We start from the raw sequence: 14129 nt of genomic DNA, 5'->3' as shown, positions 1-14129 counted from the left end.
TAACCGTTAGCGTCGCTGCTGTGACACCGATCCCGCCTGGCATACCGGGCAGTAGTAGCTCGAACGCCCGTTGACCACCGTCCGCGCAATCGCTGTTCCGCACCGTGCGCAGGGTTTTCCCGCCTGGCCATAGGCGTTCAATGAACGCGAAAAATATCCACTCGCCCCATTGACGTTGACGTACAGCGAATCAAAACTGGTCCCGCCTTGCTCAAGGGCGCGCGCCATCACGTCGCGGGATTCGCTTAAGAGCAGCACGGCATCACGCTGCCGCAACGTGCGTGCTTTGCGGGTTGGTTTGATGCCGGCGGCCCACAGGGCCTCATCCGCGTAAATCGAGCCGATGCCGCTGACCACCCCTTGGTTGAGCAACACCGTCTTGATAGCGGAATTCTTCGTGCGGATCGCTCGCGCCGTGGCAACGGGGTCAAAAGTACTCTCAAACGGGTCGGGGGCGATGTGCCCGATCGTCGCCGGAACCAGCTGACCCTCCTCCGCAATGAGCGGTACGTACTGCCATGAGCCGAACGTGCGTTGATCCACAAACACAAGCTCAAAGGGTTCGCCTGTACTACTGATCATCTCCGCACGGATGCGCACGTGCAGGCCCGTTACTCCCCCGATTGGGCCAACGAGCATCTGCCCGCTCATCCGAAGGTGCACGAGCAGGCCGTGCCCGGCCCGGTTCTCGTTGGGGCGCTCGTCTTGGCCCTCGTTGGGGCGCTCGTCTTGGCTCTCGTTGGGGCGCTCGTAAGAGCGCTCCAACCCTTCGTCGTTAAGCAAAAGCCACAGGAACTTCCCGCGCCTCCCGGTGCCGGTGATGGTGCGGCCGGGAAGGACGTCGGCGAGGTCGACGTCGTTGCCGCGGACGGCGCGCGGGTGGAGGGCTTCGACGCGGGTGAACGTTGCGCCGGTGACGTGGCTGTCAAGGCCGCGGCGGACGACCTCGACTTCGGGGAGTTCAGGCATCGATGCGAGCGACCACGCCGGGGTTGTCGTGCAGGAGCTTGACTGCTTCCAGCGCGGCCATTTGCTCCGCCTTCTTCTTGTTCGAGGCGATGCCCTGGCCGAGCTGAACCTCGCCGACGGTGACGCTGGCGGTAAACGTCGGGTCGTGGTCAACGCCTTCCGCTGTCGCGCTGTAGACAGCGGTTGGTGCCTTCAACTCCGCGAGGCGTTCTTGCAGCGCGGTCTTCCAGTCGCTGTGGAGTCCCGTCGCGGTAACCACCGCGAGCTTGTCAGCGAAGAGGTTCAAAATCACGTCGCGCGTGGGTTCAAAGCCGTACTGCATGTAGATCGCGCCGAAGACCGCCTCCATCGTGTCCGCGAGAATCGAGTCTTTTTCGCGCCCGCCGGTGGCCGTTTCACCCTTGCCCAGCAAGATGTAGTCGCCCAGGTGTATCTCATGCGCGACTTCCGCAAGCCCGTAACGCGACACGATCGAAGCGCGCATCTTCGAAATGTCGGACTCGGGCCGCGACGGGTGGTCGTCGTACAACCTGCCTGCCACGGACAATCCCAGCACGGCATCGCCGACGAACTCCAGGCGCTCGTTGTTAGGCAGGTGGCCGTGCTCGTTTGCGAAAGAGCGGTGGGTCAATGCAAGTTTGAGCCATTGCTTATCGACGACCACCCCCAGCCTCTCCAGCAACGGAGCATGGTCGATGGCTTCAAATGCTTCTTCCCAGACCTGCTCACCTGGGATTTTATTCTTGTTTTTGCTGCGGCCCATTAGAGGAATTTCTCCAGTCCAGCCCAGCGCGGGTCCGGAAGATCATTGTCTTCACCCGCCACACCGTCGGGACGAGGAACGTCCGTATCTTCCGGGCACTCCGGCTGGCAGGTGGGGTTGAACGGGAGGGTGAGACCCGCTTCGTCGATAAACGCCTGCTCAAGGTCGACCTTGTCGTCGGAGATCAGCGGGACCTCATCGCCCGAGCCGATGTCTTCTGCTTCCTCCGCGTCACCGGTGATGAAATCGTCTGAGGCCGAAAAGACCTGGCTAATCGCCACGGATTCCTGGGGCGTGAGCTCACGCAAGCAGCGCGAGCATTGACCGCGGAGCTGGCCTTCCAGCGTCGCGTCCACCAATACCCCCGAGCCCAGCGGAGTCAACGTGGCCTCCACCGTGACCTGCTCCCCTTCCGGGAACGCGATCATGTGCGGACCAATGCGCGTCGGCGACGGACCGGTCTGCGTGACGGTCACGGGGAGTCCGTCGCCACGCATCACGTCAGCGACGTCGAAGATGAGCGGGTTGCGGGATTGTGAGGCCTGGGATTGCGAGGGCACAGTATTGCTAGACATAACGGCACCAGCCTACGCGTGCGGGCCTTTAGGAGCGCGAGCGGCGGGGGCGGTTGTCCCCGCGGTTGTAGCGCGTGAAGCTGTCACGGTCGGTGCGGTCGGTGCGCTCGCCGCGGTCGGTGCGCTCTGCGCGGTCTGCGCGATCGCTGCCGCGGGTGTCGGTCCAGGATTCACGGCCGGACACGCCAGCACCGTGCCGTAGAGCGGAACGGTCCGAAGACACGGTCCGGAGAACGGACGTGAGGGTTTCTTCAAAGTTGGCGAGCTTGCTGTCCACGTAGTCATCGCACTCCGTGCGCAGGCGGTTGGATTCCGCGTGGGCGGATTCGACGATGCGGTGAGCTTCCTCATCGGCGCGGCGAGTGACCTCGGCCTCGCTGATCAGGCGCTGCTGCTCCTCAAGGCCTTCGGCGACGCTGCGGTCGTAGGACTCGTTGCCTTCCGCAATGAGGCGGTCGGATTCCTTGCGTGCGCGCGTGACGGTGTCGTCGGCCTCCTCGCGCGCGGAGCGAACCAGGTTATCGGCCTCTTCTTCCGCCTTGGAGACCATCACGACTGCGCGCTGCTGAGCGTCGTTGAGCATGGATTCCGATTCGTTGTGCGCCTCGGTTACCAGACGCTGCGCTTGGTCGTCAGCTTCCTGGATAACGGCGTCGGCGCGTTCTTCGGCACCGCGGAGGATTTCGTCCTGCTTGTCCAGGACGTCTTGTGCATCATCGAGTTCTTCTGGCAACGCGTTGCGCAGATCGTCGAGAAGCGCGAGCACGTCATTGCGGGGAACCAGGCAGTTAGCGGTCATCGGCATGCCGTAGGCCTGCTCGACAATTTGCACGATCTCATCGAGGGACTCAAAAACGCGGTACATGGTTTTCCAGCGTAGTGCGCACAAACACACCGCCCCGTGAGGACGAGGCGGTGTGTCTGTCTTTTTCGTGATCTTGGGCCGCCCTCTCTCGTGATCGAAGGCGGCCCTCCCGGAAGGCCGCTTCCCGTGATCTAGGTCGGCCCTCCCTCGTGATCTACGTCCGGCGTCCCGTGATCTAGGGCGTCTGCCCTAGATCACGCCCTGTGCGAACATCGCGTCGGCGACCTTCTTGAAGCCGGCGATGTTGGCGCCGACGACGAAGTCGCCTTCGTGGTCGTACTCGGCGGCGGTGGAGTCGATGTTGCGGAAGATTCCCTGCATGATCTTCTTCAGGCGCTCATCGGTGTACTCGAAGGACCAGGAGTCGCGGGATGCGTTCTGCTGCATCTCCAACGCGGAGGTGGCCACACCACCGGCGTTGGCAGCTTTGCCTGGTGCGAAGTGGAGTTTGTTTTCGCGGTAGACCTCGATTGCCTCGGCGGTGGACGGCATGTTGGCGCCCTCAGCGACGTACTTGATGCCATTTTCGACGAGCTTGCGCGCGTGGTCGCCGTCGATCTCGTTTTGGGTTGCGCACGGCAGGGCGACGTCGGCTTCGAGGTCCCAGATGGAGCCCTCAGGGTTGAAGACGGCGCCTTCCGCCTCAGAGACGTAGTCGGTCACGCGGCCGCGGCGGACTTCCTTGACGTCCTTGAGCAGGGCAACGTCCACGCCGTTCGGGGTGTGCACCCAGCCGGAGGAGTCGGAGAAGCCGACGACGGTGGCGCCGAGCTCCTGGGCCTTTTCGATGGCGTAGATGGCCACGTTGCCGGAGCCGGAAACGATGACGCGTGCGCCATCGATGCTTTCGCCGTTGGCTTCCATCATTTCTTCGGTCAGGTACACCAGACCGTAACCGGTTGCCTCGGTGCGGACCAGGGAACCACCCCACGTGAGGCCCTTGCCGGTCAGAACGCCGGACTCGTGCTGGTTGGTCAGGCGGCGGAACTGGCCGAACAGGTAGCCAATCTCGCGGCCGCCGACGCCGATGTCACCGGCAGGCACGTCGCGGTACTCACCGATGTGGCGGTGCAGCTCCGTCATGAAGGACTGGCAAAAGCGCATGATTTCCTGCTCAGACTTGCCCTTCGGGTCGAAGTCGGAGCCACCCTTGCCGCCGCCGATCGGCAGGCCGGTCAGGGAATTCTTGAAGATCTGCTCGAAGCCCAGGAACTTGATGATGCCCAGGTTCACCGACGGGTGGAAACGAAGTCCGCCCTTGTAGGGGCCGAGTGCAGAGTTGAACTGGACGCGGAAGCCGCGGTTGACCTTGACCTCGTTTTTGTCGTTGACCCACGGCACACGGAAAATGACCTGGCGCTCCGGCTCGCAGAGGCGCTCGATGAGGCCGTAGTCGTTGTAGTGCGGGTCCTTGTTCAGAACGATCTTCAGGGAATCCAGAACCTCAGCAACGGCTTGGTGGAACTCGGGCTCGCCCGCGTTACGTTGCAGAAGTTTGTTGTAGTAGCCAGCAATCTGGTCATCGTAAGAGCTCATCCCTCACGTCCTTTCCGTTAGGAACACAGTCACGCCCACACGCGCTTGCGCCCGTCGAGACTCGCTCGGCCGTGGGCCCGTGCACCACGCTAGTGTCGTTAATGGGTACGAGACCAAGATACTTTTTCATCAGATTTATGCAAATTTTGGTGGCAATCGTCACAATTTATGCATTGTTTATTCACGGAAGAACGACACGGACATGAGCCATTCACATCACCTCGACGCCGCACTCGACGAGTCCTTTGACAGCTGGTCAGAGGATTTTAACGGGGGAAATGCGTCATCACTGAAGATCGTCGTTGCGCCCGATTCTTTCAAAGGAACGGCGCCTGCATATAAATCGTCTGAATGGATAAGCGAGGGCGTTCAATCCGTCATTCGTGACGCCAAAATTGATTGCGTTCCCATGGCGGATGGAGGTGAGGGCACGGCTTCGCTTTTCGACGGAGAGGAGATCACCCTTCCGACCACCGACGCCGCCGGGCGTCTTACCGAGGCCACGTACGTGTTCAACGCTACCGAGGCACGCGCGTACATTGACGTCGCGGCCGCCTCGGGCTTGCCCGCGGTGAAGGACAACCCGGTGCCGCTGACCGGTGACACATATGGCACGGGGGTGCTCGTCGCCGACGCGGTGAGCCGCGGTGCCCGCACCATTGTTCTCGGACTGGGCGGTTCCGCGACGATCGACGGCGGCACAGGGATCCTGGCCGCGTTGGGGATCAACGCTTTAGATAAAGACGGCCACGCGCTGCGCCACGGCGGCGGCGCACTCGTGGATCTTGCAGACTTCGACACTGCCAAGATGAACATTCCAGCGGCGTCCGTGGACTGGATTCTCCTGGCAGATTCCGCGTTCCCCGCCACCGGTGAGCGCGGCGCCGCCCGCGTGTTCGGCCCCCAAAAGGGCGCTAGTGAGGACGAGGTCGAGCTGGCAGACCGCGCCCTGGCGCGCCTGTGCGAGGTCACCGGCGTCGACCCCGACCAACCCGGCTACGGCGCTGCCGGCGGAATCTCAATTGGCCTGACCTGGATTTCCACTCTTCTGCACGGCACGGCCGACCACGTCACCGTTGTCTCCGGGTCCAAGACGGTAGCCCAGGCCCAAGGACTGCCCGAGAAAATCGCCGACGCCCACCTCGTCATCACGGGCGAGGGCAACTACGACGATCAATCCGCCGGGGGCAAGGTGGTCTCCACCGTGCTCGACCTGGCCAAGGACGCCGGCACCGCCGCTGCGGTCATCGCGGGCGCGATCGATGCGAAGCTCGACCCCGACGTCCTCACCGTAGAACTCGGCGACGCCCCCGATCCCAACGCCCCCGACTTCAACGAACAGGTCCGCGAAAAACTCGTCGACGCCGGCGCCCAGGTCGCTCTCGACTATCTCCAGCGCCCTTAGGCGGCGGGCACCGGCCCGCCGAAGAGGGGGACGTCAACCCCGGGCAGCGCGGCGCCACGCGCTCACGCTAAGCGGCAGGGCCCCGGCCCGGCGCTTAGCGGATAATCTCCACGGTCCACGGAAAGATCGACGGCTGCTCAAACGTCTCCTGCCGCTCAAGCTGCACGGGATCGTTCGGCAATTCGGCCTTCGGCGTCAAAATCCGCGACAGCCCCATCGCCAGCTGGTTGTAGGAACTCGCCCCATCGGCCTCAATCAGATAGCGGTGGACCCGCGCGTTATCCGGATCTTCGCCACGGTCGCGCTCATACACCTCGCGCAGCTGCGCCACCACGTCCGCCTCAACGGTGGGGGAAGAATCGCGGGTGACCCGGCCGTCGATAAGCATTTGCTTCTCGACGAGAATTCCTACCGCCCGGGCGAACGCCTCCTCGACCTGCCTCCCCGCGGCATCGTCAGAAACAAGCACGTCAAACTGAATAATCGGCATGATACGAGCCTAGCTAATAGCCTGGGGAGACATGACGTTTCCTGTGCACTCCTACCGCGACGCAATCCTCACCATGGCCGACGGGACGATCAAACAGATCAACCCGTTCTCCGGAACCCAAGTGTGGACGGTCCCCGGGCGCGGCAACCGTCCGCTGTCCATCCCGGAGCGCCACGCGCGCGAGCTCAGTGACACGGACTTCACCAACTCGTGCGCGTTCTGCCAAGACAACTACCTGAAAACGCCGCCGGAAAAATCCCGCATCATCAACCACGGGGTGTCCGCCGGCGGCGGCTTCGACGGCAACTGGGAGATACTGCGCGATCAACTGCCGCACCAACTGCACGACACCCAGGCGGAATTCCGGCGGGTACCCAACCTCTTTGAAATCGTCTCCTACGACTACTGGGTGAAAAACTACGGCTTCCAGATGGACGACGACCGACGCGCCCACATGGACCGCTACCTCGCCGACGACGAAGGGCGGCGCCACACCTTTGATATCGTGCGCACCCGCCTTGCAGCCGCTGGACGCGACCCCGAAGTGTCCGAGCAAGAACTCCTCGAGCTCGCGCCCGCATATTTCGGCGGCGGCCACGACGTGATCGTCTCACGCAAGCACTTCATCGACGGGGCAACCGACTCCACCCAGCTGGCATCATCCGGCACCATGACGCCCGAAGAACACTACGGGTTCATCGCCTTCACCATCGACTCCATGCGCGACTTGTACCAGCGCAACAGATTCAGCCCGTACGTCGTCGTGTTCCAGAACTGGCTGGCGCCCGCCGGCGCGTCGTTTGAGCACCTGCACAAGCAGCTCGTAGCTATCGACGAGCGCGGCGTCCAATCCGAACTCGAAATCGACAAACTGCGCCGCAACCCCAACATGTATAACGAATGGGGCATCAACTACGCCAGCTACCGCTCCCTGATCGTTGCCGAAAACGACCATGCCATCGTGTGCGCCGGCATCGGCCACCGCTACCCCACCATCAACGTCTACTCCAAGTCCCCCACGCCGGAACCCTGGCTGCAAAGCCCCGACGAAGTACGCGGCATGTCCGATCTACTGCACGCCGTCCACGCCGCATCCGGCAGCGAAGTACCCGGCAACGAGGAATGGCACTACAAACCCATCGACCTTGACGTACCCATGCCCTGGCGCATCAACGTCAAATGGCGTGTCTCCACCCTGGCCGGTTTCGAAGGCGGCACCAAGGTCTACGTCAACACGCTGTCCCCCTACGACATCCGCGACCGCGTCGTGTCCAACCTCTACCGCCTCCGCGCCGAAGGAAAAGTCGCCGGCAACATCCGCATCGCCACCGAGTGCGCCCCGCCGCGCAACGCGCTGAAGTACAACCCAGCGTTGCAGTAGTTCGCTGGCGCTCACTACTGCAACGTCCCCAGTCGGCCTTCGCTCACCACTGCAACGTCCCCAGTCGGCCTTCGCTCACCACTGCAACGATCCCCCGCTGCGCGCCCCGCCGGCTGTCGCTCGCCACTGCAACGGCCCCCGCTGCGGGCCCAGTCGGCCTTCGCTCACTACTGCAACGATCTGCGGCCGCTGGCCGAACATGGCCTGAAGGCTCACAGCATCCTCGGTACAGTGGCGAGCATGAACAAGCCTGCAGAAATCCCTGAGTTCATCAACACCGTCAGTGGCCACGTCCGCTCCGTATCCGGCTCCACCCCGGAATCAGCAACCCGCAAGAAATTCTGGACCGGCCTCTCGCTCGCCGTCATGGAACAAATCGGCGACAACTGGGAGGAAACGAAGCATGCGTATGAGACGACTCGTCGTCAAGCGTATTTCTCCGCGGAATTCCTCATGGGCCGCGCGCTTTTGAACAACCTCACGAACCTCGGCCTTATCGACGACGCGAAGAAAGCCGCCGCGGACAACAACCACGATTTCTACGACTCCCTCGAAGCCGAGCACGACGCCGCACTGGGCAACGGTGGCCTGGGCCGCCTCGCCGCGTGCTTCCTTGACTCCGCCGTGACGCAGGACTACCCCGTGACCGGCTACGGCCTGCTCTACCGCTACGGCCTGTTCCGCCAAGAGTTCGTCGACGGCTTCCAGAAAGAGCACCCGGACGCGTGGAAGGAATCCTTCTACCCGTTCCTCGTGCGCCACGGTACGCAGACGCGCATCGTCAAATTCGACGACCTGACAGTCCGCGCCATCCCCCACGACATGCCGATCACGGGCTACGGCACCGACAACGTCGGCACCTTGCGCCTCTGGGACGCCGCGCCGATGAGCGACTTCGACTACGACGCGTTCAACTCCCAGCGCTTCTCCGACGCCATCCTGGAACGCGAGGCCGTCCACGACATCACGCGCGTGCTCTACCCCAACGACACCACCCACGGCGGCAAGGTGCTGCGCGTGCGCCAGCAGTACTTCTTCGTCTCCGCCTCGCTGCAGGAAATGGTGGACCAGTACATCGAGCACCACGGCGACGACATGCGCGACTTTGCCAAGTACAACTCCGTGCAGCTCAACGACACCCACCCGGTGCTGGGAATCCCTGAGCTCATGCGCATTCTTCTCGACGAACACGACATGGGCTGGGAAGAAGCCTGGGACATCACCACCAAGACCTTCGCCTACACCAACCACACCGTGCTCCAAGAAGCACTGGAGACGTGGGACGTATCCATCTTCCAGCAGCTGTTCTGGCGCATCTGGGAGATCGTGCTGGAGATCGACCGCCGCTACCGCATCGACATGGAGCGCCGCGGCCTCAACCCGGACGACATCCACCGCTACTCCCCAGTCCACGACGGCAAGGTCCACATGGCCTGGATCGCCTGCTACGGCGCCTACTCCATCAACGGTGTGGCCGCGCTGCACACGGAGATCCTCAAGCGCGACACCCTGAAGTACTGGTTCGACCTCGCGCCGCAGAAGTTCAACAACAAGACCAACGGTGTCACCCCGCGCCGCTGGCTGCGCATGTGCAACCCGCGTCTGTCGGAGCTGCTCGACCGCCTGGTGGGCTCCGATGCGTGGGTCACCGACATGGACAAGCTCAAGGAGCTGCGCCACTACGCAGACAACGACGACGTGATGCGCGAGCTCGCCGACATCAAGGCCGCCAACAAGCGCTCCTTCGCCGACTGGGTGCGCATCCACGAGAACGTGGAGATCGACCCAGAGTCAATCTTTGACACCCAGGTCAAGCGCCTCCACGAGTACAAGCGCCAGCTGCTCAACGCGCTCTACATCCTGGACCTCTACTTCCGCATCACCCGCGACGGCGAGCGCGATGTGCCCAAGCGCACCTTCATCTTCGGCGCCAAGGCCGCGCCGGGCTACACGCGCGCGAAGGGCATCATCAAGCTGATCAACGCCATCGGCGAGCTGATCAACAACGATCCTGTCGCCTCCGAGTACCTGCGCGTGGTGTTCGTGGAGAACTACAACGTCTCCCCCGCCGAGCAGATCATCCCGGCCACGGACGTCTCCGAGCAGATCTCCACCGCCGGCAAGGAAGCCTCCGGCACGTCCAACATGAAGTTCATGATGAACGGCGCGCTCACCCTGGGCACGATGGACGGCGCCAACGTAGAGATCGTCGACTCCGTGGGCGAGGACAACGCCTACATCTTCGGCGCCCGCGAGGAGGAGCTGCCGGAGCTGCGCGCTTCCTACGTCCCCCGCGAGGTCTACGAGTCAACCCCTGCTCTCAAGCGCGCGCTCGACGCTCTTATCGACGGCACGCTTGACGACGGTCAGACCGGCCTCTTCTACGACATCCGCACTTCCCTTCTGGAAGACGGCGGCTGGAACACCCCTGACGTGTACTACGTCCTGGGCGACTTCGAGGACTACAAGGCCACCCGCGACCGCATGGCCGCCGACTACTACGCCGACCCACTCGCCTGGGCACGCATGTGCTGGGTGAACATCTGCGAGTCGGGCCGCTTCTCCTCCGACCGCACGATCCGCAACTACGCCGAAGAAGTCTGGCACATCAACCCAACACCGATCCGCTAGCTCGCTGCGTCAGCCGCGGGGACCTTCCGTCGTTAAGCGAGAGCTTAAACTGCGTGATGATCATGCCCCGCGGGACCCAACGCGGGCTCCTCATTGGGGCGGGTGACCACGTACTGGCCCATCATGCCCTGGTCCTCGTGGAAGAGCATGTGACAGTGGTACATGTAGGCCAACGTGGGGTCCGGGTAGTAGCCGACCTCGACGAGTAGCGTCACCGTCGAAAGCGGCGGAATGTTGATCGTGTCGTGCCAGCCGTGCGTGAAGTCGATCGACGCCTCCGCGTTGCCCCCCAGCGGCTCGACGGCGCGCACCGCGAAGCGCGCATTGTGGATGTGGAAGTTGTGGGGCCAGTCGGCGTTTTCGTTGGTGACCTTCCAGATCTCGGGGCCCTCGTGGTCGATGGCGAAGTCGACGCGGGCCATGTCCATGGACTGCTCGTTGATCTGGAAGCCGTTGAGTCGGAACTCGCGCGTCGGCGCGGCATCGGCGTTCGCATCATGCTTATCGACGAGCTTCGTCGGCAACGCACCCGGCTCCTCCCTTGATGCCGGGGCGTCCTGTGCCGGGGCGTCCTGTGCCGGAGCGACGATGTCGAGCAGGTCAAACGTGTCGCGGAGCCCGAAGCCGTCGGTGGTCTCCTCTTTGGGCAGGCCGCCGCCGTTGGGCACGCCGGTGGAGCGCAGCGTGAGGTCTTTGCCGGGTTCGAGGTCGACGATGATCTCCGCGCGCTCACCAGGGCTGAGCAGGATCGCGTCTGCTTCGATCGGTCGTTCCAGCAGGCCTTGGTCCGTCGCGATGACGTGGAACGGCGTGCCCAGCTCGAGGTGGTGGAAGCGCATCGTGGCGCCGTTGAGCAGACGGAGGCGTAGGCGCCGCGTGGTGGCGGTCAGCCGTGGCTTAGTGATGCCGTTGATCAGCGGCGTCGTGCCCAGCAGGCCGTAGGTGGGGTCGATGGTTTCGTCGAGTTGGCCGTCGTCGGTGAACTTGGCGTCGGTGATGATGACGGGGATGTCGTCGACACCGTAGTCGCGCGGTAAGTCAAGCGCATCCGATTCGTCGTCGGCGATAATGAGCCCGCCCGCGAGCCCCCGGTACGCGTGCAGCGCCGAAATCTCGTGGGGGTGCGGGTGGTACCAGCACGTGGCGGCGGGCTGCTCGATTTTCCAGGTGGGGCGCCACTGTTCGCCCGGCGCGAAGATCAGCGCGGGGCCGCCATCCGCCGCCGCCGGCAAATGGAGCCCGTGCCAGTGGACGACCGTCGGTTCGCCGACGTTGTTTGTGACCGTCATGTCGATGGTTTCGCCCCGGCGCATGTACAGCGTCGGCCCAAGCCACGCCCCGTTGAAGCCCCAGGTGGCAGTTTTCGTGCCCTCCACGATCTCAAACTCACCCCGTTGAGCGGTGAGCTCGAAGCTGCGCGTCGACCCCTTCAGCTCGCCGGTGTACAGCGGCGGGATCGGAAGCGGGCGCGGCTGTGCCGTCGCCCCGCGCGGCTCGGGCTGTCCGCGCCGTGTGCCTCCCTCATTCTGCGAGCACGCCGATACTCCCCCAACCGCCGCCGCCCCGGCGACGAACAGCATACTTTTGAAAAACGTCCGGCGCCCGAAGCGCCCTGAATCGGTGGATGGTCGCGTAGCCATAGGCTCCACGATACGTCGCCCCCGTTCGCGCAGCCCCGATCCCCTCGGCGCTTCCCCCTCAGCGCTTGCCCTCCGGCGCCCCCTCGGGTCTCCCCGGTGCTCCCCCGGTGCCCTCGGGTCTCCCCGGTGCTCCCCCGGTGCTCCCCTCGGTTCCCATTCCCGGACCGACATTCCGCCGACCTTTGCTAAGGCGGCGGCCGGCCATCCATCGGCTCGATGTCCACGGGGCCGCGCGGCCACTGGGTGTGCTCGTGCCCGTGCCGATGCCGTCCGCCTCGGCCGTCGCCCCCATCTATTCCGCCTGGGCTGCCGCCCCCATATCGACCGCCTCTTTCATCTCTTTCGTCTCGTTTGTGTGGGCGGTGCCGATTGCGGCTCTCGCTCCACGCGCTTTCATACTGCGTCGGTGGAGCACCCGGCCTTGAAGCTGCAGGTATGTCCTCTGGGAAGAGGGAAACCATGGCGCCGTATTGGTAGTTCGGGTGGGCGTCGTTAGGCACGACGTAACCGCGCGGCGAGCACCACATCTGCATGGGCCCAACGGGCACATCCGTGCCTGCGTAACGGCCGCGCGCCTTCTTTCGACGAGCGCCCGCCGCCCGTCCCGAACCAGACGCGGCGTGGTTTGCGCCGCCGGCGTGGTTTGCGCCGCCGGCGTGGTTTGCGCCGCCGGCGTCTGTGTTTGCGGGGCCAGCGGGCTTTGCGCCGCCGGCGTGTGTGCCCGCGGGGTGCGGGCCGTGGGGGTGCGGAACGGCATCGTCGTCGTTCGTCGCGTTGTGGTACGAACACACCGGCGCGAGGTTGTCCAGGTTGGTGTACCCGCCGTTCTTCCACGCTGTCATGTGGTGCATTTGGCAATTGTCGGCGGGTTGCCGACACCCCGGTACGACGCACACCGGCATCGCGGCTTTGATCAGGCTGCGTTGCTTGTCACTTGCGTGGCGCTCGAGACGGAACAGGTTCACGGGACCTTCAGTGGGATGAAACACTGCCGCTTCTAACCCGTAATCGGCATTGGCGAAGTACTTGGTCAGGTAGTCGGAAGCGAGCATGGTGGTGCCGTCGGTAAGTCCTAAGAGCGTGTCGTCGCCGTCCTGCTGAAGGATCTTGAGGTGCTCGGACAAAGGAATGAGAAGCTGTGGCCGCGGGCGGGCCGCGGGGATGCCGAACTCCCCTTCGCGTAGCAGAGCGGCGAACTTCGCCAGCATCTGCGGCCCAGCTGGCGCGTCCAGATCCAGGTCCGCGCGCAGGGCGTGTTCCAGGTCCGCGATGTCGCGCTCGTCGGTGGTGACCGAAAAGGTTCGCTTGCGGCCCTTCGAGCGCGAAAAGCTGATCCGGTCGACGGGAGGCGGCGGGGTGACGGTAATCAGTTCCTTGGCCTTCTTTTCCAGCGTCGCGTAGGTGCACGGCGTCGCCAGAAGTTCTTGGCGTAGTTTCCATTCGCGCATGCTTATCGACGACCCGTCGTCAAGCATTGCCTCCTCACTCGATGCAAACTGCGCCACGCGACGCTCAACCAGAAGAAGCTGATCGATGCTAAAAGCCTTGCTGATCGCGAGCTGGCGGGTCAGTTCCTGCTGCTTTGGGCACGTGCACGGCGCGTAGTAGACCTTGTGTAGTTTTTCCCAGTTGGACACCGTATTTGGGGACAGTCCTGCGGACACGGCTGCGTCACGGTCGAAGCCCGCCAAGTCGGCGAGGCCGGTCGAAGCGACCGTCGTGAGCAGCGTGTTAAAGGACATGCTTCGCACGCTAAACGCAAACGCAAGGGCTGTCTAGGGGCCTGGCGAAATCTGTGGATAACTCGCGGGTTTAGTTACACGAAAGCGCGGTTATCCACAGAAAAACCGGACCCCCACGGGGGGCGTGCAGGA

The 14129-nt window shown here is 63.7% G+C and carries 11 protein-coding genes; 3 read left to right on the top strand and 8 right to left on the bottom strand.

Translation table 11 applies throughout. The features are described 5' to 3' along the window. Positions 1-6 precede the first annotated feature (6 nt). The 5 genes from mutM to gdhA form a co-directional block, all read right to left on the bottom strand. Entirely contained in the window at positions 7-969 is a 963-nt protein-coding gene (gene mutM, locus CAQUA_RS04180) for a bifunctional DNA-formamidopyrimidine glycosylase/DNA-(apurinic or apyrimidinic site) lyase (RefSeq protein ID WP_196824379.1), read from the bottom strand. Beyond that, a complete protein-coding gene (gene rnc, locus CAQUA_RS04175; protein ID WP_196824380.1) occupies positions 962-1732 on the bottom strand; it encodes a ribonuclease III in 771 nt (256 codons plus the stop codon). Before rnc ends, mutM begins: the two co-directional genes overlap by 8 nt. Then, entirely contained in the window at positions 1732-2307 is a 576-nt protein-coding gene (locus CAQUA_RS04170; RefSeq protein ID WP_196824381.1) for a YceD family protein, read from the bottom strand. Before CAQUA_RS04170 ends, rnc begins: the two co-directional genes overlap by 1 nt. Before the next feature lie 28 nt (positions 2308-2335). After that, complete coding sequence (locus CAQUA_RS04165; protein WP_196824382.1) at positions 2336-3172, bottom strand: DivIVA domain-containing protein; 837 nt, start codon at positions 3170-3172, stop codon at positions 2336-2338. A 189-nt stretch (positions 3173-3361) separates the two neighbouring features. Next, positions 3362-4708, bottom strand: a complete 1347-nt coding sequence (gdhA, locus tag CAQUA_RS04160; RefSeq protein ID WP_196824383.1) for an NADP-specific glutamate dehydrogenase — start codon at positions 4706-4708, stop codon at positions 3362-3364. A 202-nt stretch (positions 4709-4910) separates the two neighbouring features. On the opposite strand from gdhA, the gene CAQUA_RS04155 reads away from it, so the two are divergent. Continuing rightward, positions 4911-6113, top strand: a complete 1203-nt coding sequence (locus CAQUA_RS04155) for a glycerate kinase (protein WP_196824384.1) — start codon at positions 4911-4913, stop codon at positions 6111-6113. A 94-nt stretch (positions 6114-6207) separates the two neighbouring features. Here the strand turns inward: CAQUA_RS04155 and CAQUA_RS04150 are convergent, their stop codons facing one another. Continuing rightward, positions 6208-6603 (bottom strand): hypothetical protein, encoded by a 396-nt coding sequence (locus CAQUA_RS04150; RefSeq protein ID WP_196824385.1) that lies wholly within the window; start codon positions 6601-6603, stop codon positions 6208-6210. Between the two features lie 31 nt (positions 6604-6634). On the opposite strand from CAQUA_RS04150, the gene CAQUA_RS04145 reads away from it, so the two are divergent. After that, positions 6635-7984: a DUF4921 family protein gene (locus tag CAQUA_RS04145; RefSeq protein ID WP_196824386.1), complete on the top strand. Its 1350-nt coding sequence runs from the start codon at positions 6635-6637 to the stop codon at positions 7982-7984. A gap of 240 nt (positions 7985-8224) precedes the next feature. Next, the gene (locus tag CAQUA_RS04140) at positions 8225-10615 is read left to right on the top strand and encodes a glycogen/starch/alpha-glucan phosphorylase (protein WP_196824387.1); all 2391 of its coding nucleotides are present in this window, start codon (positions 8225-8227) and stop codon (positions 10613-10615) included. 44 nt (positions 10616-10659) lie between these two features. Here CAQUA_RS04140 and CAQUA_RS04135 read toward each other — a convergent pair whose 3' ends face one another. Continuing rightward, positions 10660-12255 carry a multicopper oxidase family protein gene (locus CAQUA_RS04135; protein WP_196824388.1) on the bottom strand — a complete coding sequence of 532 codons (1596 nt, stop codon included), beginning with the start codon at positions 12253-12255 and terminating at the stop codon, positions 10660-10662. 185 nt (positions 12256-12440) lie between these two features. Then, the gene (locus CAQUA_RS04130) at positions 12441-13997 is read right to left on the bottom strand and encodes an HNH endonuclease signature motif containing protein (RefSeq protein WP_196824389.1); all 1557 of its coding nucleotides are present in this window, start codon (positions 13995-13997) and stop codon (positions 12441-12443) included. Positions 13998-14129: the final 132 nt, after the last annotated feature.

The sequence above is a fragment of the Corynebacterium aquatimens genome (assembly GCF_030408395.1).
Classification (GTDB): domain Bacteria; phylum Actinomycetota; class Actinomycetes; order Mycobacteriales; family Mycobacteriaceae; genus Corynebacterium; species Corynebacterium aquatimens.
This window is presented reverse-complemented; position numbering and strand designations above follow the sequence as displayed.

Coding starts and splice junctions, on each gene's coding strand:
- mutM (WP_196824379.1), bottom strand. CDS start 969: ATGCCTGAACTCCCCGAAGTCGAGGTCGTCCGCCGCGGCCTTGACAGC.
- rnc (WP_196824380.1), bottom strand. CDS start 1,732: ATGGGCCGCAGCAAAAACAAGAATAAAATCCCAGGTGAGCAGGTCTGG.
- CAQUA_RS04170 (WP_196824381.1), bottom strand. CDS start 2,307: ATGTCTAGCAATACTGTGCCCTCGCAATCCCAGGCCTCACAATCCCGC.
- CAQUA_RS04165 (WP_196824382.1), bottom strand. CDS start 3,172: ATGTACCGCGTTTTTGAGTCCCTCGATGAGATCGTGCAAATTGTCGAG.
- gdhA (WP_196824383.1), bottom strand. CDS start 4,708: ATGAGCTCTTACGATGACCAGATTGCTGGCTACTACAACAAACTTCTG.
- CAQUA_RS04155 (WP_196824384.1), top strand. CDS start 4,911: ATGAGCCATTCACATCACCTCGACGCCGCACTCGACGAGTCCTTTGAC.
- CAQUA_RS04150 (WP_196824385.1), bottom strand. CDS start 6,603: ATGCCGATTATTCAGTTTGACGTGCTTGTTTCTGACGATGCCGCGGGG.
- CAQUA_RS04145 (WP_196824386.1), top strand. CDS start 6,635: ATGACGTTTCCTGTGCACTCCTACCGCGACGCAATCCTCACCATGGCC.
- CAQUA_RS04140 (WP_196824387.1), top strand. CDS start 8,225: ATGAACAAGCCTGCAGAAATCCCTGAGTTCATCAACACCGTCAGTGGC.
- CAQUA_RS04135 (WP_196824388.1), bottom strand. CDS start 12,255: ATGGCTACGCGACCATCCACCGATTCAGGGCGCTTCGGGCGCCGGACG.
- CAQUA_RS04130 (WP_196824389.1), bottom strand. CDS start 13,997: ATGTCCTTTAACACGCTGCTCACGACGGTCGCTTCGACCGGCCTCGCC.